This is a genomic window from Aureimonas altamirensis (assembly GCF_023702225.1).
Taxonomy (GTDB): Bacteria; Pseudomonadota; Alphaproteobacteria; order Rhizobiales; family Rhizobiaceae; genus Aureimonas; species Aureimonas altamirensis_B.
This window is the reverse complement of record NZ_JAMQCO010000003.1, coordinates 206,354-232,050: the sequence shown is the minus strand read 5'-3', so window position 1 is coordinate 232,050 and position 25,697 is coordinate 206,354. Positions and strand designations below refer to the sequence as shown.

Sequence of the window (25,697 nt, the reverse complement as noted above, 5' to 3'; positions counted from 1 at the left end):
TCATATCGCAAGGGCAGGCGGCTGTGAAGCTCAGGCGATTCCCTTCGCTTCACCCTCGTCGAGGTCGCGCTCCAGCGCCGCTTCGGTTTCCCCGGTGGGACGCGAGAAGCGCGCCAGCGCAAGATAGGCGATCGGCGTCAGGAACAGCGTCGCCAGCGTGGACAGCCCCAGCCCGCCGACGATGACGTAGCCGAGCGACATCCGGGCTTCGGCGCCCGCGCCGGACGAGACGATCAGCGGCACGCCGCCGACGATGGTTGCGATCATCGTCATCATCACCGGCCGCAGCCGGATCAGCGCGGCCTCCTCGACGGCCTCGCGCACGCTGCGTCCCTGCTCGCGGAGCTGGTTGGCGAACTCGACGACGAGGATGCCGTTCTTGGCCATGATGCCGACCAGAAGGACAAGGCCGATCTGGCTGTAGAGGTTGAGGCTCTCGCCGAAGAGAAGCAGCGCGTAGACCGCACAGGCAAGCCCGAAGGGTACGGTGACGAGGATGATGAGCGCCGACACGAAACTTTCGAACTGCGCGGCCAGAACCAGGAAGACGACGATGATGGCGAAGGCGAAGACGAGGGCGAGGCCGCTGGACGTCTGTTGCAGCGTCGCAGCTTCGGCAAGCGGAACGATCTGTACCCCTGCCGGCAGCAGGGGCCGGGCAAATTCCACGACATCCTGCCAGCCGTCGCCGATCGCATAGCCCGGCGTCAGGTCGGCCGACAGGCCGACGGCGCGGCTCTGGTTCTCGCGCGAAAGATTGGGCGCGATGGCCTCTTCCGTAACGGTCGCGATTGTCGACAGCGGCACGAAGCGGCTGTCGCCGGTGCGCAGATAGACGTTGCCGAGGTCTGCCGGGTCATTGACAGGTACGGCGGAGGAGATCAGGCGGATGGGAACGGAGCGGTCGTCCACGAAGGTCGTGCCGATCTCGCGCCCGTCCAGCAGCGCCTGGACAGCCGTCGCCAGCCCGTCGATGTCGATGCCGAGATCGGACGCGCGCTCGCGGTCGATGGAGACCGAGAGTTGCGGTTGCGTCGTGTCGTAGGCCAGTTGCACGCGGCCCCAGCGGCCATCCTCCGCCATGGCGTCGCGCAGGCGCTCGGCCGTGTCGGACAGGACGTCGTAGCTGATGCCCGTCAGCGCGAACTGCAGGCCGCGCCCGCCGCCCCGGATGCCGAGGGAGTTGGGCTGGATCACCCGCGCCTGGACGCCAGGAATGTCGGCAAAGGCCGCGTTCAGTTCTGCTGCGATATCCTGCTGGCTGCGCTCCCGCTGGTTCCAGCCCGTCAGCGGCATGACCATGAAGGCGGAGTTGCCGGTGAAGATGCCGATGCGGGCGTAGACGCTGGTCGCTTCGCCATGCTCGACATAGGGCAGGACGACGGCTTCGACCCGTCGCATCTGCGCATCGAGATAATCCAGGCTGGCGCTTTGCGGCGCCGAGATCATCATCAGGACCGTCCCACGGTCTTCGGCGGGAGTCAGTTGCTGGGGGATGTCGCGATAGGCGAAGGCGGCTGCCCCGGCGAAGAGCACCGAGACGGCCACCACGACCAGCGGAAAGCGCAGCGACAGGCGCAGCAGCCGGGCATAGAGGCTCGCCAGTCGGTTGCCGAGCGCCACCGTACCGCGCTTGAAGCGGCCCGGGGCCGCATCCTGCCTGCGCGCGCCGATGATGCGGGAGGCCAGCATCGGGCATAGGGTCAGGGCGATGAAACTGGACAGCGTGACGGCCAGGGCCAGCACGAATCCGAATTCGCGGAACAGTCCGCCCGCCACGCCGGGCAGGAAGGAGATCGGAACGAAGACAGCGGCCAGTGTCGCCGTAGTGGAGATGACGGCAAAGAACACCTCCCGCGTGCCGACGACGGCTGCGGCCTGCGGCGTCAGCCCCATATCGCGGCGGCGCACGATGTTTTCCAGGACGATGATGGCGTCGTCCACGACGAGCCCGGTGGCCAGCACCAGCGCCAGCAAAGTGATGATGTTGATAGAGAATCCGGCCAGATAGATGCATGCGACGACGCCGATCAGCGCAATCGGAATGGTCACGGTGGGGATCAGTGTGGCGCGCATCGACAGAAGGAAGAGATAGATGACGGCGACGACGATCAGCACCGCAAGCGCCAGCGTCAGTTCCACCTCGTGGATCGAACCATTGATAAAGACGGCCTCGTCGCTGATGACGACGACGCGCGTACCGTCGCGGAAGCCGGCGTTCAACTCTTCGGCGGCGGCGCGAACGCCTTCCGAGATCGCGATCGTGGATGCGCCGGCCTGCCGTACGATGTCGAGGCCGATGCCGGTCTGGCCATTGACCCGCAGTTTCGACGAGGCCTCGTCCGGGCCGAAGCGGATGTTGGCGACGTCGGACAGACGCGTCGTCCTGTCCAGCATGACGTTGGCGAAGGACGCCGGATCGGCAAGGCTGGCGTCTGCGCGCACGACGAGTTTCTGCGTAGCCGATTCCAGCGCGCCCGCCGGCACGTCCAGCGAGGCGTTGGCCAGCGCATTGGACAGGTCGCCCAGCGTCAGGCCGCGCGTTGCCAGCTCGTCGGGTCGGATGTCGATATAGACCTGCCGCTCGCGCTCCCCGGTCAGGGTGACTTCCGCCACGCCCTCGACCGCTGCGATGCGATTGGCGATCTGGTCGTCGACGAGATCGGTCATGTCCTCGATGCGCATGTCGGGGGAAAGGACGGCAAGGCGCATCATGGCGTCGGCATCGGCATCCGCCTTGACGATGCGCGGCTCGTCGGCATCGTCGGGCAGGCGGTTGGCGATGGCGGCGACGGCATTGGTGACGTCGCTCGCGGCGACATTGAGGTCCGTCGCGCTGGAAAACTCGATGACGACGCGGCTGCTGCCGAGGCGCGAGGTCGATGAAATGGATACGATGCCGGGCACGCGCGCGACGGCGCTTTCCACCTCGCTCGTCACCTGCCTGTCGACCGCCTCCGGCGAGGCGCTTTCGAAGGTGGTGGAAACCGTGATGACCGGTCGGTCGACATTGGGCAGCTCGCGGATTTCCACGGCCTGCAGCGCCGCCAGCCCGGCGACGATGATCAGGAGGTTGAGAACCAGCGTCAGGACGGGACGGCGGATGAACAGCGAGGTGAACTTGGTAACCCCGTCGCGGACGCGCCCGCCGCTCATCGGGTTGCGGCCCGGCTGTCGGCGAGCCGCCCGGCCGGAGCAAGTCCAGCGCGGTTTCGTTCCGCGCCGCCATCCCGGTCGACTGTCGGAACGTCTTCCGGTGCCTGCGGTACGTCCGGAAGCGCCTCCGGGTTCTCCACGCGCACGGGAGCGCCTTCGCGCAGCTGCTGCACGCCTTCGGTGACCACGGGCTGGCCGGCCCGAAGACTTTCCGAGGCAACGAGGACGCGGTCGACATTACGTTCGATGATGTCAATCCGCGCCTTGCGCGCCTGGCCGCCGGCGACGGTCCAGACGAAGGCGCCGGCGCGCTCCCATTGGATCGCGAGCGCGTCGACCGACAGATATTCCTGGCCGTTGAAGCCGATATCGACGGTGAAGGACATTCCCGGACGCAGGATGTCGGAACTGTTGTCGATCGTCGCTTCGGCGCGCAGCGTGCGGCTGGTCTCGTCGATACGATTGTCCAGCGCGGTAATCTCGCCATCGTAGGTGCGGCCGGTCCGCGTCGTGGGCGTCGCGGTGACCGCATGGCCGATGCCGATTTCCGGAACGAACGCCTCGGGCACCTCGATCACGACCTTGAGTTTCGAGCGGTCGTCCACCGTCGCGACAAGCGTATCGCTGGACACGTAGCTGCCCGGCTCGATGGTCACGAGGCCGACGATCCCGCCGATCGGAGCCACGATTCGCCTGTCGTCCAGGTTGATTTCGGCGGTGCGCAGATCGAGCGCCGCAGCTTCCGCGGCGCGGCGGACCTCGTCGAACTGTACCGATGTGATGGAGTTGGAGTTGAGCAGTGCGCGATAGCGCCGCACCTGGTCCTGCGCGGCTTCCAGCGCGATGCGGGCCCGCTCGACAGCGACCGTCTCGGCATCGCTCTGCAAGACCGCCAGCACCTGCCCCTGCTGAACCCGGTCGCCGGAGCGGAAACGGACCTCGGTGATGAGGCCGGACGCGTCGGGATGGATCGCGACGGTGGACAGGGCCTGCCCGGTGCCGATGACGCGCAACCTGTCGCGCGTGCGGTCGGGTGTTGCCGGGTCGGTGACGACGAGCGTGCGCGACAGGGCGTCGTCGGTGGATAGGGGGGTGGCCCCTATCTTGTCGCCGCCGCCGCGGGAGACGGCTTCCACGACACGCACCAGCGGGGCCGGCAGCGCTTCGCGATGCGACAGCAAAAAGCGACCGGGGGCCTCGAACGCCCATACGGCGACGACGGCAATAACGGCCAGAACGGCGATGCTTGCCAGGATTTGACGAAGAAGTGCCATCGGCGCCTTTCGTGCTGGAGTGTCGGGTTCCGCCGACGTTCTGAGGGTACAATACCGCCGAATCTGGGTGCAAACGTTACGATTTGTTGCCGCAATGCAGAAAGCCCGGCGCTGGGCCGGGCTTTCTCGTTTTCGTGACCGTCTTTACTGCGCCGTTGCGCCGCTTTCGATCCGCATCGTGTCGCGGTTGTCCGCGTAGGTATCGCGGTTGTACTCGGGCGCCGCTTCCAGCTCGTCCTGGGTGAAGTCGGTCGTCAGGTACATCGAGCCACCGGAGTCACGCATGAACTGCAGGTTGTCCATGGCCACGGCAACCGGCTTGGCGCCGATGCCGAGGAAGCCGCCGACATCCACGATCACCGCGTCGACCTGGCCTTCCGGCGTCAGGGCGATATCGCCGATGCTGCCGATGGAGCTGTCGTCCGGACCGTAGACCGTGGTGCCCATCAGGTTGTCGGCGGTCAGTTCGGCGCCGGCAACGGGCGTCAGGTCTGCCGGACGGCTGGTGCCGCCGGTCGAAGCCGTGGTGGTCGCGTCCGTTTCAGCCGGGGCCGCCGCCATTCCAGTGCCTGCCGCGGTTCCGGCGGCCATGCCGGTCCCTGCCGCCATGGTGCCGCCTGTGGTTCCGGCCGGGCTCGTCTCGGTGGCGGCCGGCGCGGCCGCCATGTCGGACGAGGCATCCTCGTCGAAGGCAGGCGCCGCGTCGAGATCCTCACGGGTCACGACAAGGCTCGCATGCTGCTCGCCTTCCTCGTTGTTGGTCAGCGAAACGGCGTCGAACGGTACGCCGACATTCTTCTCGCCGATCCCGAGGAAGCCGCCGACGCCGACGATCAGCCCGGCAATGGTGCCATCGTCATTGATGACGAGGTTGTTGATGTTGCCGATATTGTCGGCATCGGTGGTCGGGCCGGTATAGACGCTATCGCCGACAAGGTCGTCAGCAAGGTACTGGTCGGCGGCAAGCGTCGCCAGGTATTCGCCGCCCATGCCGGTCTGTGCCGTCGTGGTGGCGGGCGTCTCCATGGTGCTTTCCGGGGCCGGCGATGCGGCCATTTCGCCTGCAGGGGCCGGCGTCGTCGCGGTGCCGCCGGCCGGCGCCATGGTGCCGGTAGTGGCGGCTGCGGTGTCTTCCTCGCTGGTGAAGGTCGGCGCGGCGGACACCTCATCCGCCGTTGCGGTCAACGTGGCCACGGGCTCGTTGTTCTCGTTCATCGACCACTCGATCTTGTCGAACGGCACCGCGACATCGCGGGATTCGTCGCCCAGCGCATCGCCGGTCCGCAGCACTGCCGCAAGGACCGTTCCATCGGCGCCGACCACGAGGTTCTGGATCTCGCCGGCCTGCTGGTCTGCCGCACCCTGCATCATGACATTGGCGCCGACCATGTCGTCGGACAGGTGCTGGCCTGCTGACAGGGCGGTGATGTAGTCGAAGGTTGCTGCGGAGTGACCTGCGGGGGCCGTGGCGGGCTCGGCCGCCATCGTGCCGCTTTCCGTGGCAGCGGGGGCGGGTTCCGTGGTCGTCGGCGCGTTGGCTTCCTGCGCGATGGCGCCGGTCGCGAGCAGCGTTGCCATGGCGGAAGTTGCAAGAAGTTTACGTAGCATAAGGTAAGTCTCCCGTATCCGGTTGATGCGGATGTGCGCATCCTGCGGTTTCGTGGTTAAAACCGCGATCGCCGCGGATCGGTTCCGCCATCACGCGGAAGTCAGGCGAAGACGATGACGCCGAACAGAAGCAGCAGAAGAATGCCGGCCAGGACGATGAAGATGAGGATCTTGGCCAGTCCGGCCGAAGCTCCGGCAACGCCGCGGAATCCGAGAAGGCTTGCAATTGCGGCGACGATGAGAAGTATCACGATCCATTCGAGCATGGCATTTTCCCTTTCCTGCCGCGGTGATCCAATCCATGAAACGAAAGGGCCTTGCGCGCGTTCCGCCGCAGGCCACATGCCTGGGACTGAAGGGGGTGCCTGACGCATGGACATACACGTCATACTGAACCGCACGGGCGGAACGTTGAGGACGACCGACCTCGACCTGCTCACCGCGCTCATTCGCGACGAGTTCACCCTCCACGGTCATCGGGTCGAGATCGAGGTCGTGCAGGGCCAGGATATAGGCCGTGCGATCGGACAGGCCGCGGCGCGCACCGACATCGATGTCCTGATGGTGGGCGGCGGCGACGGCACGGTCAGCTGCGCGGCCGGCGCGGTTGCCGGCACCGACATCGCGCTCGCGGTCCTGCCGGCCGGCACGATGAACCTCTACGCCCGTACCCTTCAGATTCCGCTGGAACTGTCCGCGGCTGTGAACGCACTGGCGTCGGGCATCGTGGCCGAAGTCGATATCGCCATGGTGAACGACAAGCCGTTCGTACATCAGTTCGCCGTCGGCATTCATGCGCGGATGGTGCGGATGCGGGAAAAGCTCGACTACGCCTCGCGCGTCGGCAAGATGTGGGCATCGACCAAGGCAGTCCTGATGACGCTGCAGAGCTTGCCGCTCGTGCGCCTAGACGTCGAGATCGACGGCAAGCTCGAGAAGATCGAGACCCCCGCCGTCGCCGTGTCGAACAACATGTATGGAGACGGGCATCTTCCGTTTGCCGACAATCCGCGGGGCGGCGCACTCGGGGTCTATATCTGCCGCACCCGGGACAGGGCCGAAGTCGCCAGGCTGGCATTCGACGTCTGGCGCGGGCGCTGGAAGGAAAACCCGTCGCTGACGGTGCTGAGGGCGCAGCAGGTTGAATTGTATTATCCCGGGATCACGCGGGATAAGCGCGCGGTGCGCGACGGGGAGCTGGAAACGCTCGAACCGAAGTCGCTCGTCAGCATCCGGCCCGGCGGCCTGAAGGTCCTGGTGCCCGACGAGGTCTCCTATCTGTAACGCCTGACATGCGAACGGGCGCAAATCGCGCCCGTTCTCCTTTGCACGCCCATCCGACTTTCAGAGTGCTTCGTCATCCGTGTCGTCCGGCGCGCGTGCGTCGGACCTGTAATCGGGGTCGAGCCCTACGGATTCCGGCGTGCCGTATGTGTGCCCGCCATCCGCAAGCAGGCCCAGCGCCTCGTTGATCTGCTCGATCAAGGGATCGAATTCGCCTCCGCGATCCATCTCTTCACGGGCGCCCAACGTTTCGGCCATGCTATGAAGGCGCTCGACACGCTCCTCGATCGGCATCGTCGTGTCGTTGACCAGATCCTCGATCTCCGACCGGGTAAAAGGCTGGCTGATGCCTGGCGTGTCCGCGTCATCTCCGACTGCCGTATCGACCGGCATGACGGGACTGTCGCCGCTGGTGGTGATTCTGGACATGGTCTCTCGCCTCGAATGGTTACTGCGCCGGTTGCGTCGACGTCTGCCCCGGGGTCACGACGCCGCCTTCCGATTCACCGGCCGCCGGCGGCGGTGCGGAGGTTTCGACCCCGCTGGATTGAGGACCGTCGATATTCTGGTCTGGCAGGATCTTGCCGTAGATGCCGAGCCCCGCGAAAACGACGAGACACAAGGCGAGGGCGACCAGAAGTATCGTGAGAGTGCGGTTGCCCTTCACTCCCTGCTTGGCTTCGGTCGAGCGGATTTCTTCGGCCATGATTCTTTTCCTCTTGTCCGGTCGGCATGAGACCGAATGATCCTGACGAAACGAAATTCATGCGCTTTCGATCCGTCACGAACGCTTCATCGCGCAAAAAGAAAGCCGACCGCGCAATGGCAGCCGGCTTTCCAAAATCGAGGTTCGGCCGTGCCGACCTCTACCTGAGATTGCGTCTCGACGAAAACGCCCGAAGCCCTGCCCAGAGCGCGGCTCCGACGACCGGGATGATCAGCAGCCCTTTGCGACGCTTCACCGAATGTAGGATCAGAGGAAGGTTGCTGACGGCCGCTACGCTGGCGAAGGATGCGACATCCCGTTGCAGGCGATCGCTCGCCCGTTCCTTGGGCGTGCGGCCGACGACCAGCAGCACGACATAAAGAACGACCAGCAGCAACGCCAGCCCACCGCAGAAGTAGAGTGCCGCCGGCAATGCGCCGACGCCTTGCGCCAACCAGAGGAAGGCAGCAATCAGCAGGAAAAGCAGCAGGAAAAGCGCCACAATGGCCATCAGCACATAGATGACGGCCATCTGTCTCAGGCGGGCAATGAAGATGCCGGCCTCACCCGTGACGACTTTGGCAAGAAACTGCCCCAGCATGGATCAGTTTTTGAAGATGCGAGCGTAGAAATACCCGATCGCCGCAGCGATCAGGACGGCTTTCAACGGCTCCGAGCGAACCCGCTCGCTCAATTGTTCTTCAAGCTCGCCGACCGTTTCCTGAGCCTGCCGGAAATACTGCTCGCCGGTTTCCTTGATGTCGTTCTTCAAGGCGAAAGCCTGGTCGCGCGCATTGTTTGCGCGGCTTCCGGCCAGACCCTTCAGCGTTTCGGCGACATCCGCGAGATCCTCGCGCAACCGCTTCACCTGCGCTTCCAGATCGCCCTCGGCCGGGTCGGTATTCGTGGATTCGCTGGGGTTGATGCTCGACATGAAATAATTTCCCTTCCGAATGAGCGGTCGATATGCAGCTTGCGCTTCCCCGGATAATGCGGAGTTGCCGGTTCCGTTCCGAGGTTCAGGCAGCCGGCGCAACGCCGATGATCTGCGATGAGATCGAGTCCGGACCGTATTCTCCGTCGCCTTCGATGCCAAGCGTCTCGGCAAGCCGCATGCGGGCCCGCGATACCCGGCTCTTGATCGTCCCGACGGCACATTTACAGATTTCCGCTGCCTCCTCGTAGGAGAAGCCGGACGCCCCGATCAGCACGAGCGCCTCGCGCTGATCGTCCGGCAGGAGGTCGAGCGCCTTGCGGAAATCCTGCAGGTCCAGATGGCCCTGTTGTTCCGGATGTCCCGCAAGCTGCATGGCGTGGATGCCGTCCACATCCTGCACTTCGCGGCCCTTCTTGCGCATCTGGGTATAGAACTCGTTCCGCAGGATGGTGAACAGCCATGCCTTGAGATTGGTGCCCGGCTGGAAGGTGTGCTGCTTGTCCCATGCCTTGACCAGCGTTTCCTGAACGAGGTCGTCCGCCCTGTCGAAATTCCCGGCGAGCGACGCCGCAAAGGCACGCAGGCTCGGGATTATGGAGATGAGTTCTTTTCTGAAGTCCGGGTTTTCGCTCATGGGCCGTCAGTCTCCCATACCGGATTTCGGGCCACCCTTTTCCGCGGCGTCCAGGGCATCGAGAAGCGAAAGGAACCGATCCGGCACCGGCTCGCTCGCGACATCTTCGTAATAGGCCTTGAGCCGCCGTCCGATGGCGCTGCTTGCGCCCAGGGCGGTATCGTCCTTGCGCTCAGCGCCCTTGGGCGATTCCGCCGGCTTTCTCTGGTCGTCCATCAAACCTCGCATGGGCTGCTTCCTGTTCCGCTGGCCGCAGGTTGCGTCGCGGTGCAAAGCCAGGCTGCCGATAAAATGTGCCGCCGGCCTCGATCAGCAAGACCATGCCGGGCAGTTTTGTTTCGTCATTCGTGACGGCGCGCGGGCACACATTCACGATTTCAAAAATCTAGTCTGGAAATCATGTAGGAACCGTTGGCATTTTTTTCGACAGCCCCATATCCGCGGCTGCAATCATGTCCTATTCCGGTCTGGTTGATCGGCACGAGGGGAGTTTCCATGTCGATGTCGTCGCGCATTGCGCCGCACATTCCTTACCTGCGCAGGTACGCCCGCGCGCTTACCGGTTCGCAGGCCAGCGGCGACGCCTATGTGGCGGCCGTCCTGGAAGCCCTGATCGCCGAGCCGGGCCTGTTCGACACGCAGGAAAGCCCGCGCATTTCGCTTTACCGCCTCTTCTCGTCGCTCTGGCAGTCGCTGGACGTGAATATCCGCGAGGATGCGCCCGTATCCGCCTGGGAAGAGAAGGCATCGCGCAACCTGCGCGCCATCTCGCCCCTGCCGCGCCAGGCTTTCCTGCTCGTCGCGGTGGAAGGGTTCACCACCGACGAGGCGGCGCTGATTCTCAACACCTCCGAAACGGAGTTTTCCCGCCTGATCGACCAGGCCAGCGCGGATATCGGCCGGCAGGTGTCCACCAACATCATGATCATCGAGGACGAACCTCTGATCGCGATGGACATCGAGCAGATGGTCGAAAGCCTCGGCCACGGCGTAACGGGCATCGCCCGCACGCATCAGGAGGCGATCACCCTGTTCGAGGAGCAGAAGCCCGGCATGGTGCTGGCCGATATCCAGCTTGCCGACGGCAGCTCCGGCATCGACGCCGTCAACGATATCCTCTCGCGGGTCTCCGTCCCGGTGATATTCATCACGGCCTTCCCGGAACGGCTCCTGACCGGCGAGCGCCCGGAACCGACCTTCCTCGTCACCAAGCCCTTCAACCCGGACATGGTGAAGGCGCTGATCAGCCAGGCGCTGTTCTTCGAGGCCGACAAAAAAGCGGCCGCCTGACGTGGAACACTCCCGGAACTGTGCCGGCGTCGCTGCACGTTCGGTGACCCGTCGCAGTTTCGAACGGGGCTAGGATGGTCGCTTACAAGGCCCTTCGCGCGTTGACCAACACCGAGATGGCGCTTTTCGCGCAGGATCTCGACATGCGCTATCTGTGGCTGTTCAACGCCGACAATTCCTGGCTTGCCTCCGCCGCGAACGGGCTTCGCGATTCCGATTTCCTGCCGGCGTCGGCGGCCGAGCGCTGCGATGCCATCAAGCGGACGGTTCTGGACAGCGGCAAGCCGGCTCGGTTCGAGTTGCAGATCGCCGATGCGGAGCAGCATCGTTGGTTCGACGTGCGGGTCGATGTGGATCGCGACGATACGGGAGCAGTCATCGGTCTCGTCGGAACATCGCTCGAGATCACCGAGCAGAAGCGCCGCGAAGATACGCTGAAGTCCCTGCTGCGCGAGCTATCGCACCGCTCCAAGAACCTCCTGGCGATCATTCAGAGCCTGGCAAGCCAGACGGCGCGCCACTCGATCACCGTGCCGGAGTTCCTGGTGCGCTTCCGGGGCCGTATCCAGTCACTGTCCGCCTCGCAGGATATCGTGACGGATGCGGACTGGCGTGGCGCCGGCCTTTCCATGCTGGTGGCCAGCCAGGTGGAGCGCTATGCGCCGGAAGGCATGCGGCAGGTTCACATGGCCGGGCCGGAGATATATTTGTCGCCGACGGCCGCTCTGCATGTGGGGCTTGCCCTGCACGAGCTTGCCGTGAATGCGGCATCCTACGGCTCCCTGTCCGTTCATGGCGGGATCGTCGACATCCGGGTGGATGTCGCGCAGGAGCAGGATGCACGCCACCTGACCCTGCACTGGCAGGAGATGAACGGCCCGCATGTGGGCGAGCGGAGCGACACGCGATTCGGCACTTCGACGCTGGAGCGAATCGTGCCCAATTCCGTCGGAGGGGAAGCCGAGTTGAGCTACCAGCCGGAAGGGCTTCGATACCGCCTGCGCATTCCCGACGCTCATTTTGAAGTAATCGAGCAGCGCAAAGCCGTGTAAGCATGTGCGCAGGCACTTTCATCCTGCCACAAACTCGTGAGAGAAAACCCCTAGGGACGAAGCTGAAGAGGCAAATCACCATGAAGAAATTCGTTGTACTGGGCGTTTTCGCTGCACTTCTGGCGCTGGCCGGCTGCCAGACGCCGAATCAGGATATCGTCGCACCCGCGGCAGTCGGCGGTCTCGGTGGGGCGGCCATCGGCGCTGCCGTCGGCGGTGACGTGCAGGGCGCGCTGATCGGCGGTGCGGTCGGCGCGGCTGGCGGCGCCCTCGTCGGCGCGGCAACCAGCCGCCCCGGCGAATGCGTCTACCGCGACGGGCGCGGCCAACGCTATGTGGCAAGCTGCCCGGCCGGCTATCGCTGATCCGGCCCGGGATATTTCGGAAACATCATGCGGCGCCTTCGGGCGCCGCATCGCTTTTGGCCCGGCGCGCCAAATCCACGAAGGCCATGTGATAGTCGCTGCCGGCGTCGATCATCCGGTCGAATTCGATTCGCCATACATCGTCTCCGCGTACGCAATCGAAGCCGTGTCGGTCTATGGTGCCGATGAGCCAGCCCGTGCCTGCGCCGCCGGCCTGACGCACCATACGCTCCGTCGCGTCGGCATGATCCTCGTTCATATGCCCGGAGACACGCGGCTCCGCGTCCACGATCTCGGCATGGACCGCCTCCGTAAGGTCGTCGCGTGACAATTCATGCGCGCGGCCGAATCCGCCGTTCAGGGAAGCGCTCGACAAAACGATTCGCCAGAAGGCGAAATCCGGAAAATCCACATACAGCTTCGCCTTCGGCTGCCGCGCCAGAAACCGGCGCCGGATACGCTCGTAGTCGGGATGGCGGGCATCGATTTTCTCGGCGCTGCCCCGCGCCGACAGGCGGGCATGCGCCAGAGGATCGCCCTTTCCGGCTGCGCCGAACAGCAGGCAGGCGCGCGGATCGGCGACGAGCGCTCCCGCATGGGCCGCCAGCGTCGAAACCAGGATGACCGGATCTCCGGTGATGTCGGGTGCAACCAGGACCCGGCTTGCCAGTGGCCAGCCATCATCGGGGTCCAGGCTGGCCATCGCGGCATGACGCGCCGTCCTGATGAGGTGGCGGGCCTGGCGGCGCGTCTCATCGGTCACCGGTTGCAGCACGCCTTGTGTCTCGGCCATCTCGATCTCCATAAGTTGATCCGCGCTGTCATATATCATTTTTTGGGGAAGTCCCCCTGAACTTCGCATTCCCGGATCATAAGTTGGAAAACGCGTACCAAAGGCTCTACAGCCTGAGGAATGCGTTTTGAGACAGATTGGAGAGCCGCCTCGTGAATGCCGCCTTGAAAGACATGATCCTGGATATGCTCCGCCGTTTGCCGGCCCCTGATGGTGGCGCCGACATCGTTTCGCGCGGGATGGTGTCCGATATCTTCGTGGCGGACGGCAAGGCGTTCTTCTCGCTCACCGTGCCGGCCAGCGAGGCCGAGCGGTTCGAGCCGATGCGCCAGGAGATCGAGCGACGGGTGACCGCCCTCGAGGGTATCTCCTCGGCCATGGTGGCCCTGACGGCGGAGCGGACCGGCGGGGGCTCGCAGCAGCCCGCGCCGCCGCGCCCGTCGGCGCAACCGCCGGCTCATGGCCATGGCCACTCCCACGCCGGCGCACCCCGCGGCGGCGGCAGCAAACCGGGTGTGCCGGGGATAGGGCAGATCATCGCCGTCGCCTCCGGCAAGGGCGGCGTCGGCAAATCCACCACCGCCGTCAACCTGGCCCTCGGGCTTTCCGCCGCCGGCAAGCGCGTGGGCCTGCTGGATGCGGATATCTACGGACCGTCGGTGCCACGGCTGATGGGGCTGAAGGGCAAGCCGCAGACGGTCGGCGGCCGGGCGTTGCTTCCGATGGAAGCGTACGGCCTCAAGACCATGTCCATGGGCTTCCTGGTGGAAGAGGACACGCCGATGATCTGGCGCGGGCCGATGGTCATGTCGGCGCTGACTCAATTGCTGCGGGAGGTGGAATGGGCGCCCCTCGACATTCTGGTGGTCGACATGCCGCCGGGCACCGGCGACGCCCAGCTGACGATGGCTCAGCAGGTTCCGCTGGCCGGAGCCGTGATCGTATCCACGCCCCAGGATCTCGCCTTGATCGATGCGCGCAAGGGGTTGGCGATGTTCCGCAAGGTAGAGGTGCCGTTGCTCGGCATCGTGGAGAACATGAGCTACTTCATCGCCCCGGATACCGGCCGCCGCTACGATTTATTCGGCCACGGCGGGGCAAAGGCGGAAGCCGCGCGGCTGGGCGTGCCCTTCCTTGGCGAAGTGCCGCTTGAGATGGGTATCCGAGAGAGTTCCGATGCCGGCCGGCCCGTCGTGGCCACGCAGCCCGATAGCGTAACCGCCGCTACCTACCGCGACATCGCGACCAAGGTGCTGGCCCGGCTGGAGGGACATGCGGCGCCTGCCGCGCCCACGATCCTGTTCGAATAGGGGTCCTGGGTCAGAACCGGTATGTCAGGCCGAGCGCAGGCCCTTGCAGCGTCGTGTCGAAGACATGGCCGTCCGCCTCGTATTCGACGTCCAGCACCTTGTATCCGGCCGATACGGACAGATGCCGGTTGAGTTCGTAGTTGAGCGTGCCGAGCGCCTGCCATGTGCGCTCGGAGCCCGCGCCGAAGCCGCCGATGTCGGCCTGGACCTGAAGGGACAACCGATCGGCAAGGACGACGAAGGCCCGGGCGCCGACGATCGGGTCGACCCACGAGAAGCTCTCGTCGTAGGATGCGGTGCCGACAGGGGTAGCCACTGTCAGGACGTTGCTGATGTCCCACGCCCGAATACCGGCCAACAGCGCAAAGTTGAAATGCGGCGTGGCATATAGCTGATAGCCGCCCATGAGGGTGCCGGAAACCTGGCGGGAATCCACGGAGACGTCGATCGACGGGATCTGGCCGATCACCGGCAGGGCGCCCACCTGCCGTGCATCCGTGGTGTCGACATACAGCAGGTCTCCCACCGCCACGAAGCGACCGGAACGTCCGTAGACGTGCAGGAAGGCTGCGACGTTCAGATCCTCGAGCACGTCGGAGAAGGATTTTTCGACGCCGATGGTCGGCGCGCGCCTGAATGGCGAGATGTCGCCCTTCAGGCCGGCGGCCCAGACATACGGGGTCACCTGCAGCGCCCAGCCCGGCCGCCCTTCCTCTGCCGAAGCCGTGCCGGCTGCGACCGCGCCGACTGCAAATGCCGCCAATGATGCGGTCAACCGCATCCCACGCATCGTCACCCCATACCCGTTTCCACCCAGCCTGTGGGGAGCTTAGAGCATAATCGCGCTGCCGGTCAGTAGCCGGCCGTGCGATCGACGATGCCGACGAGGGATTCTCCGGCTCTGTGGCGCAAAATCTGCCGGGCGATGAGCACCGAAAGCGCCGTCGGGTCCGAGGAGGCAGCGACATGCGGTGTCACGAACACTCGGGGATGAGCCCACAAGGCGCTGGCGGTGGGCAGGGGCTCTTCCTCGAACACGTCCAGCGACGCTTCCATCAGGCGTCCGTCGTTCAGGGCACGCAGGATCGCCTCGTCGCTCTGCAACCCGCCGCGGCCGGCATTGATCAATACCGGGCCGCCCAGGGGCGTTTGTGCCTTCAGCGCCGACAGGAAGCCGTCGTCGATCAGGCCGCGTGTTTCGTCGGTCAGCGGCAGCAGGACGACGACGATGTCCGAGGCGGCGAGGCACGCCGCAAGGCCGTCCGGGCCGCTATGGGTCTCGATGCCGTCGAGGGTGCGTTGCGTGCGGCTCCAGCCCCGCACGGAAAAGCCGAGTGCCTGCAGCTTGCGGCCGGCGTCGCGCCCGAGTTCTCCGAGGCCGAGGATGCCGACCGAGACCGAGGCTGCGGCTGGCTGCGACCGCTCGCGCCATAAGGTGGCCTCCTGCTGCTCGCGGTAGAGCCGGCCCTGTCGCATGTGATCGAGCACGCGCCAGACGACATACTCGCTCATGCGGTTGGTAAGATCCTCGGCGACGATCCGAACCACCGGCACATCCGGCAGGGTCGGGTCGGACAGGACGTGATCCACGCCCGCGCCCAGCGAGAATATCGCCTTCAGCGCCGGCAGGCGCGACAGAACGCCCTGCGGCTGTCGCCATACCACGGCGTAGTCGATGCCGGAGGCCTCGCCCTCGTCCGGCGACAGGGCGAAAGTATCGTCCGGCAGCTGCGCCGCGAGGGCATCGCGCCAGCGCTCAGGGGATTCCCCGGTGGATGAGATCAGGATGGTCATGGCGTGTCCCCTCGAACGGCCCGGTCAGGCCGGAGCATCGATACTGTCGGCAAGCATGCGGGCAACGGGCCGGCCCTTCCTGTCGAACCAGTTGAGAGCCGTGACGAGCAGGTTGTTGGCGATGAAGCCTTCGTCCATCGCAGCGATGAGCGCCTCCGCCGGCGCCGCGATGGGGATGATATCCTCGTGCTCGTCGGCCAGACCGGCCGTTTGCGGCAGGCGTCGCGTATCGACGATGCACATGAAGTAGTGGGCAACCTCGTCGCACAGGCCGGGAGAGGTCAGGACGGAGAAGAGCGGGGCTGTTGCCAGCGCCTCGAGCCCTGTTTCTTCGCGCAGTTCCCGTATGGCCGCGACGGCCGGCTTCTCGTCGTCGTCGATGAGGCCGGCCGGCAGCTCCAGTGCCGCGGCGTTGGGCGTCTTCAGTGCCGCGCCGATGCGGAACTGGCGGATGATGACGATCTCGTCGGTATCGGGATCGTATGGAAGGACGATTGCCGCTTCGCGCGCACGCAGGACTTCGCGTCGCACGCCCTCGAAGCGCCGGGCCCCATCCAGGCTGGCGTGCGATACGAATAGGCGGTCGAGCGGACGAAAGCCGTCTGCCAATCGCTCCTCGGACGTCAGGGTAAAGTCGAGCGGCTGGTCTGCCAGCCGCCGGCGATCGGATGTGCTCATTGCGATACTCCACCGGCCGCAACGGCCTTGACGTCGAAGGCCGCCGCCATCAGCGCCTTCGTGTAATCGGTGCGGGGCCGGTCGAACACGTCCTCTGCGGGGCCGGACTCCACCACCTTGCCATTGCGCATGACGATGATGTGGTTTGCCAGCGCGCGCACGACCTTGAGGTCGTGGCTGATGAACAGGTAGGCGAGGTCGTGCTTCCTCTGCAGGTCGCGCAAAAGGTCGACTACCTGTGCCTGCACGCTCATGTCGAGCGCGGATGTCGGCTCGTCGAGCATGACGAATCTGGGATTCAGCACCATCGCGCGCGCGATGGCGACGCGCTGGCGTTGCCCGCCGGAGAATTCATGCGGATAGCGGAAGCGCGTTTCCGGATCGAGGCCCACTTCGCGCAGGGCCGAGACCACGCGGGCCTCCCGCGCCTCGGTGGAGAGCTCCGACGCATGGATGGACAGGCCTTCCGCCACGATATCGGCCACCGGCATGCGCGGCGACAAAGAGCCGTAGGGATCCTGGAATACGATCTGGATGCGCTTGCGCAGGCTGCGCATTTCGGCAAAGGACCGCTGGTCGATGCGCTCGCCCTCGAACAGGATCTCGCCCTTCGATGCGATCATGCGCGTCAGCGCCAGGCCAAGCGTCGTCTTGCCGGAGCCGGACTCCCCGACAACCCCCACCGTCTGCCCGGCGCGTACCGCGACGTCGACGCCGTCCACCGCCTTCACATGGTCGCTCACCCGGCGCATGAGGCCGGTGCGGACGGGAAACCAGACCCGTATGTCGCGCCCCTCCATGACCAGGGCGGCGTTTTCGTTCGCGGCGGGCGGGCGGCCCTTGGGCTCGGCCGCCAGGAGATGCTTGGTGTAGGAATGACGCGGATGGGCGAAGATGTCCTCCGTCCGGCCTTCCTCGACCAGCTTGCCCTTGAACATCACGCAGACGCGGTCGGCGATGCGGCGCACGATGCCCAGATCGTGGGTGATGAACAGCATGGCCATGCCGCGCTCGGCCTGGAGTTTCTTCAGGAGCTCCAGGATCTGCGCCTGCACCGTCACGTCGAGCGCGGTGGTAGGCTCGTCCGCGATGAGCAGGTCGGGCTCGTTGGCCAGCGCCATCGCGATCATGACGCGCTGGCGCTGGCCGCCCGATAATTGATGCGGATAGGCGTTCAGCCGTTTTTCGGGGTCGCGGATGCCGACCTGATGCAGAAGCTCGAGCGTGCGTTCGCGCGCCTGCCGGTCGGACAATCCGCGATGTACTTTCATGATCTCGCCGACCTGCTTCTCGATCGTATGAAGCGGGTTGAGGGAGCTCATCGGCTCCTGGAAGATCATCGAGATGCGATTGCCGCGAATGCCGCGCAACGACGTGTCGTCGGCGCGCAGCAGATCGTGTCCGTCATATAGTATCGCGCCGCCGGGGTGGCTGGCGGCAGGATAGGGCAGGAGCTTAAGGACCGACAGCGCCGAAACCGATTTGCCTGAGCCCGATTCGCCCACCAGCGCCAGCGTCTCGCCCGGCGCGATGGAAAAGGACACGTCGTCGACGGCGAGCGTCCGTCCGAAGGCGACGGAAAGGTTGCGCACATCCAGCAGCGGCCGGTCTGCGGTCTCTGTCATGGGGACGCCGGCTTTCATTGGAAGCTCTTTCGCGGGTCGAAGGCGTCCCGCACGGCCTCGCCCACGAAGACGAGCAGCGAGAGCATCAGCGACAGGACGACGAAGCCGGAAATGCCGAGCCACGGCGCCTGCAGGTTGTTGCGGCCCTGTGCCAGCAACTCGCCCAGCGACGGCGAGCCGGGCGGCAGGCCGAAGCCGAGGAAATCCAGCGATGTCAGCGTGGTGATGGAGCCGTTGAGAATGAAGGGCAGGAAGGTCAGCGTCGCCACCATGGCGTTCGGCAGAAGGTGGCGCATGATGATGGTGCCGTCCTTGACGCCCAGTGCCCGCGCCGCATTCACATATTCGAAGTTGCGGGCGCGCAGGAATTCGGCGCGCACCACGCCCACGAAGGCCACCCACGAGAACAGCAGCATGATGCCGAGCAATATCCAGAAGCCGGGCGGCAGGATCGCGGCCACGATGAGCAGCAGGTAAAGGACCGGAATGGACGACCAGATCTCGATGAAGCGCTGGAAGATCAGGTCCACCCAGCCGCCGAAATAGCCTTGCACCGCACCGGCGGAAACGCCGATGACGGCGGAGGCGATCGTGAGCACCAGCCCGAACAGTACGGAGATGCGGAACCCGTATATAAGGCGTGCCAGCACGTCGCGCGCCTGGTCGTCGGTGCCGAGCCAGTTCATGTTGCCGAAATTGCAGTTGATGTCGGCAACGCCTTCGGGATAGCGCTGGCAGCGCTCCTCCTTGGTCATCGTCCAGGAGGGCGGCGAGGGGGCGGGTGTCGGCACCTCGTTGTTGACCGTACGGTAGGAATAGCGGATCGGCGGCCAGACCGCCCACCCGTTCTCTGCGATCTCATTCTGGATGAAAGGGTCGCGGTAATTGGTGACGGGCAGGAAGCCGCCGAAGACCTCCTCCGGATAGTCGACGAAGATCGGCGCGTAATATTCGCCCCGATACTGGATGAGGATCGGCTTGTCGTTGGCCACGAACTCGGCGAACAGCGTGACCACGAACAGCACGAGGAAGATCCAGAGAGACCATGTGCCTCGCCGGTTCGCCTTGAAGTTCTGCCAGCGACGGCGGTTTAGCGGCGACAGGCGGGGGCGCCGCGCGGCCGCCGACGGGGCAACCTGCGCGATCCCGGCGGCATCGGCGCTGGCGCGGCTGGCCGCGGGTTCCAGGGAATCCACGCTCATACGTCCCGCCTTTCGAAGTCGATCCTCGGGTCGATCCATGTGTAGCAGAGGTCGGAGACCAGGGTCGCGACCAGGCCGATCAGCGAGAAGATGTAGAGCGTCGCGAAGACCACGGGATAATCGCGCCGATAGATGCTCTCGAAGCCGAGCAGGCCCAGCCCGTCGAGAGAGAAGATCGTTTCGATCAGCAGCGAACCGGTGAAGAAGGCCGAGATGAAGGCGCCTGGAAAGCCGGCGACGATGATCAGCATCGCGTTCCGGAAGACGTGGCCGTACAGCACCTTGCGGTCGGTCAGCCCCTTGGCCCGTGCCGTCGTCACGTATTGCTTGCGGATTTCGTCCAGGAAGGAGTTCTTCGTCAGCAGCGTCGTGGTGGCGAAGGCCGACAGCGAAAGAGCGATCAGCGGCAGGGTCAGGTGCCAGAAATAGTCGACGATCCGCTCCGGCCAGGACAATTGATGCCAGTTGTCGGAGACGAGGCCGCGCAGGGGAAACCAGTCCAGGAACGATCCGCCGGCGAACAGCACGATCAGAAGCACGGCGAACAGGAAGCCCGGTATCGCATAGGCGACGATGACGATGGCCGATGTCCAGACGTCGAAGCTCGTTCCGTCCTTCAGCGCCTTGCGGATGCCCAGCGGAATGGAAATGCCATAGGAGATCAGGGTGATCCACAGCCCGAGCGAAATGGAAACGGGCATCTTTTCCTTGATGAGGTCGATGACGCTCACCGAGCGGAAATAGCTTTCGCCGAAATCGAAGCGGACGAAATTCCAGATCATCAGGCCGAAGCGTTCCAGCGGCGGCTTGTCGAAGCCGAATTGCTGCTCCAGCTTTGCGATGAAGGCGGGGTCCAGCCCCTGCGCGCCGCGATAGCCGGAGCTGTCCGTACTGGGCTGGTATTGCGTCTCGCCTGCGCCGCCGCCCGACAGGCGGTCGCCCGCCTGGCCCTGCAGGGTGGCGATGACCTGCTCTACCGGCCCGCCCGGCGCGAACTGGATGACGATGAAGGAAATGGCCATGATGCCGAACAGCGTCGGGATCATCAGCAGCAAGCGGCGTAGGATGTAGGCGCCCATATCGGCTGGTTCTCAACTCCGGTTCGGGTGGGCGGCGACGACGGCCGGGCCTGTCATGGCGGGTCAGGCCCGGCCGATGGCGCGGGCCCTATCTTCTTCGTACCACCAGAGGGATTCCACCGGGAAGCCGTAATCGGGCTTTTCGTCCTTCATTCCGAACATATCCCAGTAAGCCATGTGATTGACGTCGGAGGTGATGTTGGGAACCCAGTCCAGCCGCGCCCGCAGCGCGCGGTCGATGCAGCGCATGATGGCTACGAGCTCGTCGCGGCTCTTGGCCGTGCCGGTGCGCTCGATCAGTGCGTCCACCGCAGGGCTGGCCATGCCGGGGAAATTGTAGCCTCCTTGCGCGTCCTTCATGCCGCTGCCGAAGAAGATACGCAGGCTTTCCGGCGTCGGCGTCGCGCCCAGCGAGAAGGCCGAAAGCATCATGTCGAACTCGAAGCGGTTCTGCCGCGCCTGATACTGGGCGGCGTCCACCAGCCGGAAATCGGCCCGGATGCCGACGCGGCGCATGTTCTCGATCATCTTGCCGTAGACACGGGTCTGTTCCGGATCGTTGATCATGTACTCCACGGACAGCACGACGCCCTGCGCATTGACGAGGCGGTCACCGTCTCGCCGAAAGCCGGCATCGGCGATCAGCGTGCTGGCCTCGCGCAGCATGGCGCGGTCGAAGCCGCTGCCATCCGATACGGGCTGCACCCAAACCTCGCCGAACACTTCCGGCGGCAGGTCGGCGCGCAGCGGCTCCAGAAAGGCCAGCTCGTCGGCGCCCGGCGCACCCGTGGCCACGAACTCGGACCCCTGGAAGCAGGAATTGGAATGGGTGCGCAGCCCGAACATCAGGTTGGCATTCGTCCATTCGAAGTCGAAGCACAGGTTGATGGCCCGGCGCACGCGCGGATCGGCAAACTGGGCGCGGCGCTGGTTGAAGGCCCAGCACTGGAATTTGGGCCGCTTGTCGGCGGGAAACTCGCGCTTGACGATCCGCCCCTCGGCGACGGCCGGAATGTCGTATTCGCTCGCCCAGGCCTTGGTGGTGAACTCCTGGCGGCAGGTGATGTCGCCCTTCTTGAAGGCCTGCAGGGCCGCCTGCCTGTCGCGAAAAAACTCGATGCGCAGCGTCTGGAAGTTGTCCAGCCCCCGCGCGAAGGGCTGCGCCCAGCCCCAGTAATCGTCGCGCCGCTCATATTCGATGAAGCGCCCCGGCTCGAACCGGCCGACGCGATAATTGCCGCTGCCGGGAAGTTCCTGCATCCCGGTGCGGGTGAAGTCCTTCCCGTCCAGGAAGGCGGCGCTGAGGATCGGAATGCCGGACATGGCGCCCAGCGCCGCCGGCACCGTCTGCTGGCCCGAAAAGCGCATGATGACGGTTTGCGGGTCGGTGGCCTCGACGCTGTCGACCTCGGACAGGAGGATCATCAGGCTCGGATGGCCCTCGCGCTTCATCAGCTCGTAGGTAAAGGCGACATCCTGCGCAGTGACCGGCTCTCCGGTCGAAAAGCGCGCTTCCGGCCGCAGCCGGAAGGTGAAGCTGTTGGTGTCGGCAGACATGGCGACCGATTCCGCCAGGGCGCAATAGATCGAGTCTGGCTCGTCCAGAGCCAAAACCATCAGCGTGTCGTACAGCTTTTCCATGCGGGGCGGGGCATTGCCCTGCAGCACGAAGGTGTTGAGCGTATCGAACGTATCGGGCGCCTGGTTGAACAGCCAGGACGGCACGCTCAGGACCATGCGCCCGCCCACCGGCGCATCCACATTGGCGTAGTCGAAGCTTTCGAAGCCTTCTGCATACTTCAACTCGCCGAAGGCGGACAGGCCGTGCAATGGCCGGTCTGTAGGGTTGTCCGCCAGGGACAGGCGCGGAAACGCCGCCGCGCCTGCGGCCCCGGCCAGGATCTGCCCGAAACGGCGGCGATGGAGCCAGAGCCCCGTCATTGCGGCTGCCCTTCGGCAGCGGCCGGCTGCGGAGCGGCCGCACCAGCGCGCACCCACCAGGAGAACGGGTCCAGGCCGATATAGGCCGGCTGTTTCTCGGGCATCTGGAGCTTGTCCCAATAGGCCAGCCAGATGTCGGGATTATGCCATTGCGGGACCATGTAATAGTTCCACAACAGCACGCGATCGAGCGCGCGGCTGGCGGCCACCAGGCTCTCGCGATCCGGTGCGAAGACGATCTTGTCGATGATCGCGTCCACGGCCTCGTTGCGGATGCCGGCCAGGTTGCGGCTGCCGCGCTGCGACGCGGCGGCCGAGCTCCAGAAGTCGCGCTGTTCGTTGCCTGGGGACAGAGACTGCTGGAACTGCCCGGTCACCACGTCGAAATCGAATTCGTCCACCAGCGCCTGATACTGCGAGGCATCGACGATCCGCACGGTGGCGCGGACGCCCAGCCGGCGCAACTGGTTGGCATACGGCTCCAGGATGCGGCTGTCGTTGGGGTCGTCCCCCAGGAACTCGATGCTCAGCACTTCGCCCGTATCGCCCTTGACGAGGTCGCTTCCGCGCCGCTCGTACCCCGCCTCGCGCAGCAGGTCGAAGGCCTCGCGAAGGTAGGTGCGCTCGGCATTGGGGGCGGAATAATCGGGCAGCGCATATTCCTGCGTGAAGACCTCCGGCGGCAGCTTGTCGCGCAGGGGCTCGAGAACGGCCAGTTCGTCTTGCCCGGGAAGGCCGCTGGCGGCCAGTTCGGTATTCTGGAAGTAGCTGCCCGTCCGCTTGTACTGACCGTGGAACAGCGTGCGGTTCATCTCCTCGAAATTGAAGGCCAGCAGAAGGGCATGGCGCACGCGCGGATCGGCAAATTTCTCGCGCCGCGTGTTCAGCACATAAGCCTGCATCGGCTGCGCGCCCTCCGTCGGCAGCGCCTCCTTCTTCACCTGGCCGGATTTGAAGGCCGGGAAATCGTAGCCCGTCGCCCAGCGCCCGGCGCTGTTTTCGGCGCGATAATCGGCGAAGCCGCCGCGCTTGAACGCTTCCCAGGCTGAGTTCAGATCGCGGAAATAGGTGTAGTGAATGCGATCGTAATTATACCGGCCAAGGCGCGTCGGATGGTCCTTGGCCCAATAATCGGGCACCCGCTCCCAGGTGATCGTGTTTCCGGTGTCGAAGCTGGCGACGCGGTAGGGGCCCGAGCCGAGAGGCGGCTCCAGCGTCGGCTCCTCGATATTGCGCCTGTTGCCCCGCGCGTCCGTGCCTTCCCAGTAGTGCTGGGGCAATACGACGAGATCCCCCATGATGTTGGGCAGTTCACGGTTGCCGGTCTGGTCGAAGCGGAAGGTGACTTCGCGCTCGCCGGTTTCCTCGACGGAGGTGACGTTGTGATAGTAGTTGGCATAGAGCGGGTAGAGGCGCGTAACCGTCTGGAAACTCCATATCACGTCGTCGACGGTGATCGGCTCGCCATCGTGCCAGCGGGCATCGGGATCCAGCCGGAAACTGACGGATGAATAATCGGCAGGATAGCGGATCGCCTCGGCGATCAGCCCGTGGCTGACGCCCGGCTCGTCCAGCGCCTGGTCCATCAGCGTATCGTAGGCAAGGCCGCCGCCGAATGCCGCGAAACCCGCCGCGGCCGTGCCGCGCAGCACGAACGGGTTGAAACTGTCGAAGCTGCCCGAGCCGGCAAGGTTCAGCGTGCCGCCCTTCGGGGCATCGGGGTTGACGTAGTCGTAGTGGGCAAAATCGTCACCGTATTTGGACGGCTCGATGATGCTGGACCATTCGCGCCATTCGCCGACGGCGGGCTCCTGCGCCCGAACGGGCGCGGCGAAGGAGAAGGCGGCGACCATCAGGGCGAGGGTCGGGGCAACGGCGCGTCCGGTCAAATCTGTCTCCGCATATCGTTTCCAGGGTCGCACCCAAGCTGCGGCCAGCTTTGTGGCACGGTTTGGACAAACCCTCATCATGACGAAAGTTTAATCGCCGGTCCCGGAGGCGCAAGAATACGCCAACAAAAAAGGCCGGCGGTCGGCCGGCCTTTTCCGAAATATATCTATGCACAAACCTACTGCGCGCCGGCCGGGGCACCTTCAGCGGGTGCGGGAGGTGCTTCCTGCTCGCCCGTGGAAGGGTCGGTCGTCGCCGGAGCCTGCTGCGCGCCATCCGTCGTGGTGGTGGTGGAGGGTTCCGTCACCTGCGGCGCGGCCCCGGCGGGTGCGGCGGCATCACCGCCTTCGGCGGGCGCGGCTTCCCCTTCGGCGGGTGCGGATGCATCGCCGCCTTCTGCCGGCGCGGCTTCCACTTCAGGCAAGGGGGCAGGGTTGTCCGACAGCGTCCGCAGATAGGCGATCAGGTCGGCGCGGTCTCCGTCATTGTTGATGCCAGCGAAGCTCATCGCCGTACCGCTGACATACTGGCGCGGATTGTGCAGGAAGCCGTTCAGATGCTCGTAGTCCCAGTGGACCGCATGATCCTCGCTGAAGGCGTTCATGGCTGCCGAATAGGAAAAGCCCTCATGCACGGCTATCGGCCGGTTGACGATGTCCCACAGATCGGGGCCGACGAGGTTCGGACCATCCTTTTCGCCGCTGTGGCAGGCCTGGCAGCGCTTGAAGACGGCGGCGCCGGCCTCCGCATCGGCATCCTGCATCAGGACCGCGATGGGCACGGCTGCGGGCGCCTCGGCGGCGGCCCCGGTATCCTCGGGCACCTCGATCGCAAAGCCCGGACGCTCCGGCGCCTCGGAATGGAAGATGACTTCGGCAAGAAGGCTGCCGCCAAACAGAACGAACACAGTACCGAGCACGGCACCGAAGATCTTGTTGGCCTCGAAAGAATTCATGGACAGGGCGGCTCCCTCATCAGCCGGCGGCGGCACCGACGAACGGTTCTAAAAATCGCGCGGAAGCTATGTCTTTTGCCCTTTCAAGGCAACACCTGTAGACCGCTCCCTGGGCTTGCGAATC

Annotated in this window: 25 protein-coding genes; 5 read left to right on the top strand and 20 right to left on the bottom strand. The window is 65.1% G+C overall.

Annotated features, from left to right (window positions below):
• Positions 1-30 precede the first annotated feature (30 nt).
• From NDN16_RS06335 to NDN16_RS06320, 4 genes are all read right to left on the bottom strand, one after another.
• Positions 31-3,156: an efflux RND transporter permease subunit gene (locus tag NDN16_RS06335; RefSeq protein WP_251112776.1), complete on the bottom strand. Its 3,126-nt coding sequence runs from the start codon at positions 3,154-3,156 to the stop codon at positions 31-33.
• Positions 3,153-4,430: an efflux RND transporter periplasmic adaptor subunit gene (locus NDN16_RS06330; protein ID WP_251112775.1), complete on the bottom strand. Its 1,278-nt coding sequence runs from the start codon at positions 4,428-4,430 to the stop codon at positions 3,153-3,155. Before NDN16_RS06330 ends, NDN16_RS06335 begins: the two co-directional genes overlap by 4 nt.
• Positions 4,431-4,574: 144 nt before the next feature.
• Positions 4,575-6,008 (bottom strand): PRC-barrel domain-containing protein, encoded by a 1,434-nt coding sequence (locus NDN16_RS06325; protein ID WP_251112774.1) that lies wholly within the window; start codon positions 6,006-6,008, stop codon positions 4,575-4,577.
• Between the two features lie 131 nt (positions 6,009-6,139).
• Positions 6,140-6,304, bottom strand: a complete 165-nt coding sequence (locus NDN16_RS06320; RefSeq protein ID WP_251112773.1) for a DUF1328 domain-containing protein — start codon at positions 6,302-6,304, stop codon at positions 6,140-6,142.
• A gap of 106 nt (positions 6,305-6,410) precedes the next feature.
• Between NDN16_RS06320 and NDN16_RS06315 the strand changes: the two genes are divergently transcribed.
• A complete protein-coding gene (locus NDN16_RS06315; protein ID WP_251112772.1) occupies positions 6,411-7,322 on the top strand; it encodes a diacylglycerol/lipid kinase family protein in 912 nt (303 codons plus the stop codon).
• Positions 7,323-7,382: 60 nt separating this feature from the next.
• Here the strand turns inward: NDN16_RS06315 and NDN16_RS06310 are convergent, their stop codons facing one another.
• The 6 genes from NDN16_RS06310 to NDN16_RS06285 all read right to left on the bottom strand — a co-directional run bounded on the left by NDN16_RS06310 (position 7,383) and on the right by NDN16_RS06285 (position 9,815).
• On the bottom strand, positions 7,383-7,751 hold the full coding sequence (locus NDN16_RS06310) for a hypothetical protein (protein ID WP_251112771.1): 369 nt from the start codon (positions 7,749-7,751) through the stop codon (positions 7,383-7,385).
• 19 nt (positions 7,752-7,770) lie between these two features.
• Positions 7,771-8,028 carry a hypothetical protein gene (locus NDN16_RS06305; RefSeq protein ID WP_251112770.1) on the bottom strand — a complete coding sequence of 86 codons (258 nt, stop codon included), beginning with the start codon at positions 8,026-8,028 and terminating at the stop codon, positions 7,771-7,773.
• A gap of 160 nt (positions 8,029-8,188) precedes the next feature.
• Positions 8,189-8,629: a hypothetical protein gene (locus tag NDN16_RS06300; RefSeq protein WP_251112769.1), complete on the bottom strand. Its 441-nt coding sequence runs from the start codon at positions 8,627-8,629 to the stop codon at positions 8,189-8,191.
• Positions 8,630-8,632: 3 nt separating this feature from the next.
• On the bottom strand, positions 8,633-8,962 hold the full coding sequence (locus tag NDN16_RS06295) for a DUF883 family protein (RefSeq protein WP_251112768.1): 330 nt from the start codon (positions 8,960-8,962) through the stop codon (positions 8,633-8,635).
• A gap of 85 nt (positions 8,963-9,047) precedes the next feature.
• On the bottom strand, positions 9,048-9,599 hold the full coding sequence (locus tag NDN16_RS06290) for a sigma-70 family RNA polymerase sigma factor (RefSeq protein ID WP_251112767.1): 552 nt from the start codon (positions 9,597-9,599) through the stop codon (positions 9,048-9,050).
• Between the two features lie 6 nt (positions 9,600-9,605).
• Entirely contained in the window at positions 9,606-9,815 is a 210-nt protein-coding gene (locus NDN16_RS06285; RefSeq protein ID WP_251112766.1) for a NepR family anti-sigma factor, read from the bottom strand.
• Between the two features lie 279 nt (positions 9,816-10,094).
• Here NDN16_RS06285 and NDN16_RS06280 point away from each other — a divergent pair, with 279 nt between their 5' ends.
• The 3 genes from NDN16_RS06280 (at position 10,095) to NDN16_RS06270 (ending at position 12,306) form a co-directional block, all read left to right on the top strand.
• The gene (locus tag NDN16_RS06280; RefSeq protein ID WP_251112765.1) at positions 10,095-10,889 is read left to right on the top strand and encodes a response regulator; all 795 of its coding nucleotides are present in this window, start codon (positions 10,095-10,097) and stop codon (positions 10,887-10,889) included.
• Positions 10,890-10,963: 74 nt separating this feature from the next.
• Positions 10,964-11,941 (top strand): sensor histidine kinase, encoded by a 978-nt coding sequence (locus NDN16_RS06275; protein ID WP_251112764.1) that lies wholly within the window; start codon positions 10,964-10,966, stop codon positions 11,939-11,941.
• Between the two features lie 80 nt (positions 11,942-12,021).
• Complete coding sequence (locus NDN16_RS06270; protein WP_251112763.1) at positions 12,022-12,306, top strand: glycine zipper domain-containing protein; 285 nt, start codon at positions 12,022-12,024, stop codon at positions 12,304-12,306.
• A 25-nt stretch (positions 12,307-12,331) separates the two neighbouring features.
• Here NDN16_RS06270 and NDN16_RS06265 read toward each other — a convergent pair whose 3' ends face one another.
• Positions 12,332-13,099, bottom strand: coding sequence for a HugZ family protein (locus NDN16_RS06265; protein WP_251112762.1), 768 nt, complete (start codon positions 13,097-13,099; stop codon positions 12,332-12,334).
• A gap of 173 nt (positions 13,100-13,272) precedes the next feature.
• Here NDN16_RS06265 and NDN16_RS06260 point away from each other — a divergent pair, with 173 nt between their 5' ends.
• Positions 13,273-14,409 carry a P-loop NTPase gene (locus NDN16_RS06260; protein WP_285292495.1) on the top strand — a complete coding sequence of 379 codons (1,137 nt, stop codon included), beginning with the start codon at positions 13,273-13,275 and terminating at the stop codon, positions 14,407-14,409.
• 10 nt (positions 14,410-14,419) lie between these two features.
• Here NDN16_RS06260 and NDN16_RS06255 read toward each other — a convergent pair whose 3' ends face one another.
• The 9 genes from NDN16_RS06255 to NDN16_RS06215 all read right to left on the bottom strand — a co-directional run bounded on the left by NDN16_RS06255 (position 14,420) and on the right by NDN16_RS06215 (position 25,573).
• Positions 14,420-15,190: a hypothetical protein gene (locus tag NDN16_RS06255; RefSeq protein ID WP_251113004.1), complete on the bottom strand. Its 771-nt coding sequence runs from the start codon at positions 15,188-15,190 to the stop codon at positions 14,420-14,422.
• Positions 15,191-15,261: 71 nt separating this feature from the next.
• Positions 15,262-16,203, bottom strand: coding sequence for a 2-hydroxyacid dehydrogenase (locus NDN16_RS06250; protein ID WP_251112760.1), 942 nt, complete (start codon positions 16,201-16,203; stop codon positions 15,262-15,264).
• 24 nt (positions 16,204-16,227) lie between these two features.
• The gene (locus NDN16_RS06245) at positions 16,228-16,881 is read right to left on the bottom strand and encodes an NUDIX domain-containing protein (protein WP_251112759.1); all 654 of its coding nucleotides are present in this window, start codon (positions 16,879-16,881) and stop codon (positions 16,228-16,230) included.
• Entirely contained in the window at positions 16,878-18,506 is a 1,629-nt protein-coding gene (locus NDN16_RS06240) for an ABC transporter ATP-binding protein (protein WP_251112758.1), read from the bottom strand. The genes NDN16_RS06245 and NDN16_RS06240 overlap by 4 nt, the downstream gene beginning before the upstream one ends.
• A 14-nt stretch (positions 18,507-18,520) precedes the next feature.
• Positions 18,521-19,708 (bottom strand): ABC transporter permease, encoded by a 1,188-nt coding sequence (locus tag NDN16_RS06235; RefSeq protein ID WP_251112757.1) that lies wholly within the window; start codon positions 19,706-19,708, stop codon positions 18,521-18,523.
• Complete coding sequence (locus tag NDN16_RS06230; RefSeq protein WP_039188951.1) at positions 19,705-20,787, bottom strand: microcin C ABC transporter permease YejB; 1,083 nt, start codon at positions 20,785-20,787, stop codon at positions 19,705-19,707. Before NDN16_RS06230 ends, NDN16_RS06235 begins: the two co-directional genes overlap by 4 nt.
• Positions 20,788-20,850: 63 nt before the next feature.
• On the bottom strand, positions 20,851-22,728 hold the full coding sequence (locus NDN16_RS06225) for an extracellular solute-binding protein (RefSeq protein ID WP_251112756.1): 1,878 nt from the start codon (positions 22,726-22,728) through the stop codon (positions 20,851-20,853).
• Positions 22,725-24,581 (bottom strand): extracellular solute-binding protein, encoded by a 1,857-nt coding sequence (locus NDN16_RS06220; protein WP_251113003.1) that lies wholly within the window; start codon positions 24,579-24,581, stop codon positions 22,725-22,727. The genes NDN16_RS06225 and NDN16_RS06220 overlap by 4 nt, the downstream gene beginning before the upstream one ends.
• A 215-nt stretch (positions 24,582-24,796) precedes the next feature.
• The gene (locus NDN16_RS06215) at positions 24,797-25,573 is read right to left on the bottom strand and encodes a c-type cytochrome (protein WP_251112755.1); all 777 of its coding nucleotides are present in this window, start codon (positions 25,571-25,573) and stop codon (positions 24,797-24,799) included.
• Between the last annotated feature and the right edge of the window lie 124 nt (positions 25,574-25,697).

Coding starts and splice junctions, on each gene's coding strand:
- NDN16_RS06335 (WP_251112776.1), bottom strand. CDS start 3,156: ATGAGCGGCGGGCGCGTCCGCGACGGGGTTACCAAGTTCACCTCGCTG.
- NDN16_RS06330 (WP_251112775.1), bottom strand. CDS start 4,430: ATGGCACTTCTTCGTCAAATCCTGGCAAGCATCGCCGTTCTGGCCGTT.
- NDN16_RS06325 (WP_251112774.1), bottom strand. CDS start 6,008: ATGGCAACGCTGCTCGCGACCGGCGCCATCGCGCAGGAAGCCAACGCG.
- NDN16_RS06320 (WP_251112773.1), bottom strand. CDS start 6,304: ATGCTCGAATGGATCGTGATACTTCTCATCGTCGCCGCAATTGCAAGC.
- NDN16_RS06315 (WP_251112772.1), top strand. CDS start 6,411: ATGGACATACACGTCATACTGAACCGCACGGGCGGAACGTTGAGGACG.
- NDN16_RS06310 (WP_251112771.1), bottom strand. CDS start 7,751: ATGTCCAGAATCACCACCAGCGGCGACAGTCCCGTCATGCCGGTCGAT.
- NDN16_RS06305 (WP_251112770.1), bottom strand. CDS start 8,028: ATGGCCGAAGAAATCCGCTCGACCGAAGCCAAGCAGGGAGTGAAGGGC.
- NDN16_RS06300 (WP_251112769.1), bottom strand. CDS start 8,629: ATGCTGGGGCAGTTTCTTGCCAAAGTCGTCACGGGTGAGGCCGGCATC.
- NDN16_RS06295 (WP_251112768.1), bottom strand. CDS start 8,962: ATGTCGAGCATCAACCCCAGCGAATCCACGAATACCGACCCGGCCGAG.
- NDN16_RS06290 (WP_251112767.1), bottom strand. CDS start 9,599: ATGAGCGAAAACCCGGACTTCAGAAAAGAACTCATCTCCATAATCCCG.
- NDN16_RS06285 (WP_251112766.1), bottom strand. CDS start 9,815: ATGGACGACCAGAGAAAGCCGGCGGAATCGCCCAAGGGCGCTGAGCGC.
- NDN16_RS06280 (WP_251112765.1), top strand. CDS start 10,095: ATGTCGATGTCGTCGCGCATTGCGCCGCACATTCCTTACCTGCGCAGG.
- NDN16_RS06275 (WP_251112764.1), top strand. CDS start 10,964: ATGGTCGCTTACAAGGCCCTTCGCGCGTTGACCAACACCGAGATGGCG.
- NDN16_RS06270 (WP_251112763.1), top strand. CDS start 12,022: ATGAAGAAATTCGTTGTACTGGGCGTTTTCGCTGCACTTCTGGCGCTG.
- NDN16_RS06265 (WP_251112762.1), bottom strand. CDS start 13,099: ATGGCCGAGACACAAGGCGTGCTGCAACCGGTGACCGATGAGACGCGC.
- NDN16_RS06260 (WP_285292495.1), top strand. CDS start 13,273: ATGATCCTGGATATGCTCCGCCGTTTGCCGGCCCCTGATGGTGGCGCC.
- NDN16_RS06255 (WP_251113004.1), bottom strand. CDS start 15,190: ATGCGGTTGACCGCATCATTGGCGGCATTTGCAGTCGGCGCGGTCGCA.
- NDN16_RS06250 (WP_251112760.1), bottom strand. CDS start 16,203: ATGACCATCCTGATCTCATCCACCGGGGAATCCCCTGAGCGCTGGCGC.
- NDN16_RS06245 (WP_251112759.1), bottom strand. CDS start 16,881: ATGAGCACATCCGATCGCCGGCGGCTGGCAGACCAGCCGCTCGACTTT.
- NDN16_RS06240 (WP_251112758.1), bottom strand. CDS start 18,506: ATGACAGAGACCGCAGACCGGCCGCTGCTGGATGTGCGCAACCTTTCC.
- NDN16_RS06235 (WP_251112757.1), bottom strand. CDS start 19,708: ATGAGCGTGGATTCCCTGGAACCCGCGGCCAGCCGCGCCAGCGCCGAT.
- NDN16_RS06230 (WP_039188951.1), bottom strand. CDS start 20,787: ATGGGCGCCTACATCCTACGCCGCTTGCTGCTGATGATCCCGACGCTG.
- NDN16_RS06225 (WP_251112756.1), bottom strand. CDS start 22,728: ATGACGGGGCTCTGGCTCCATCGCCGCCGTTTCGGGCAGATCCTGGCC.
- NDN16_RS06220 (WP_251113003.1), bottom strand. CDS start 24,581: ATGGTCGCCGCCTTCTCCTTCGCCGCGCCCGTTCGGGCGCAGGAGCCC.
- NDN16_RS06215 (WP_251112755.1), bottom strand. CDS start 25,573: ATGAATTCTTTCGAGGCCAACAAGATCTTCGGTGCCGTGCTCGGTACT.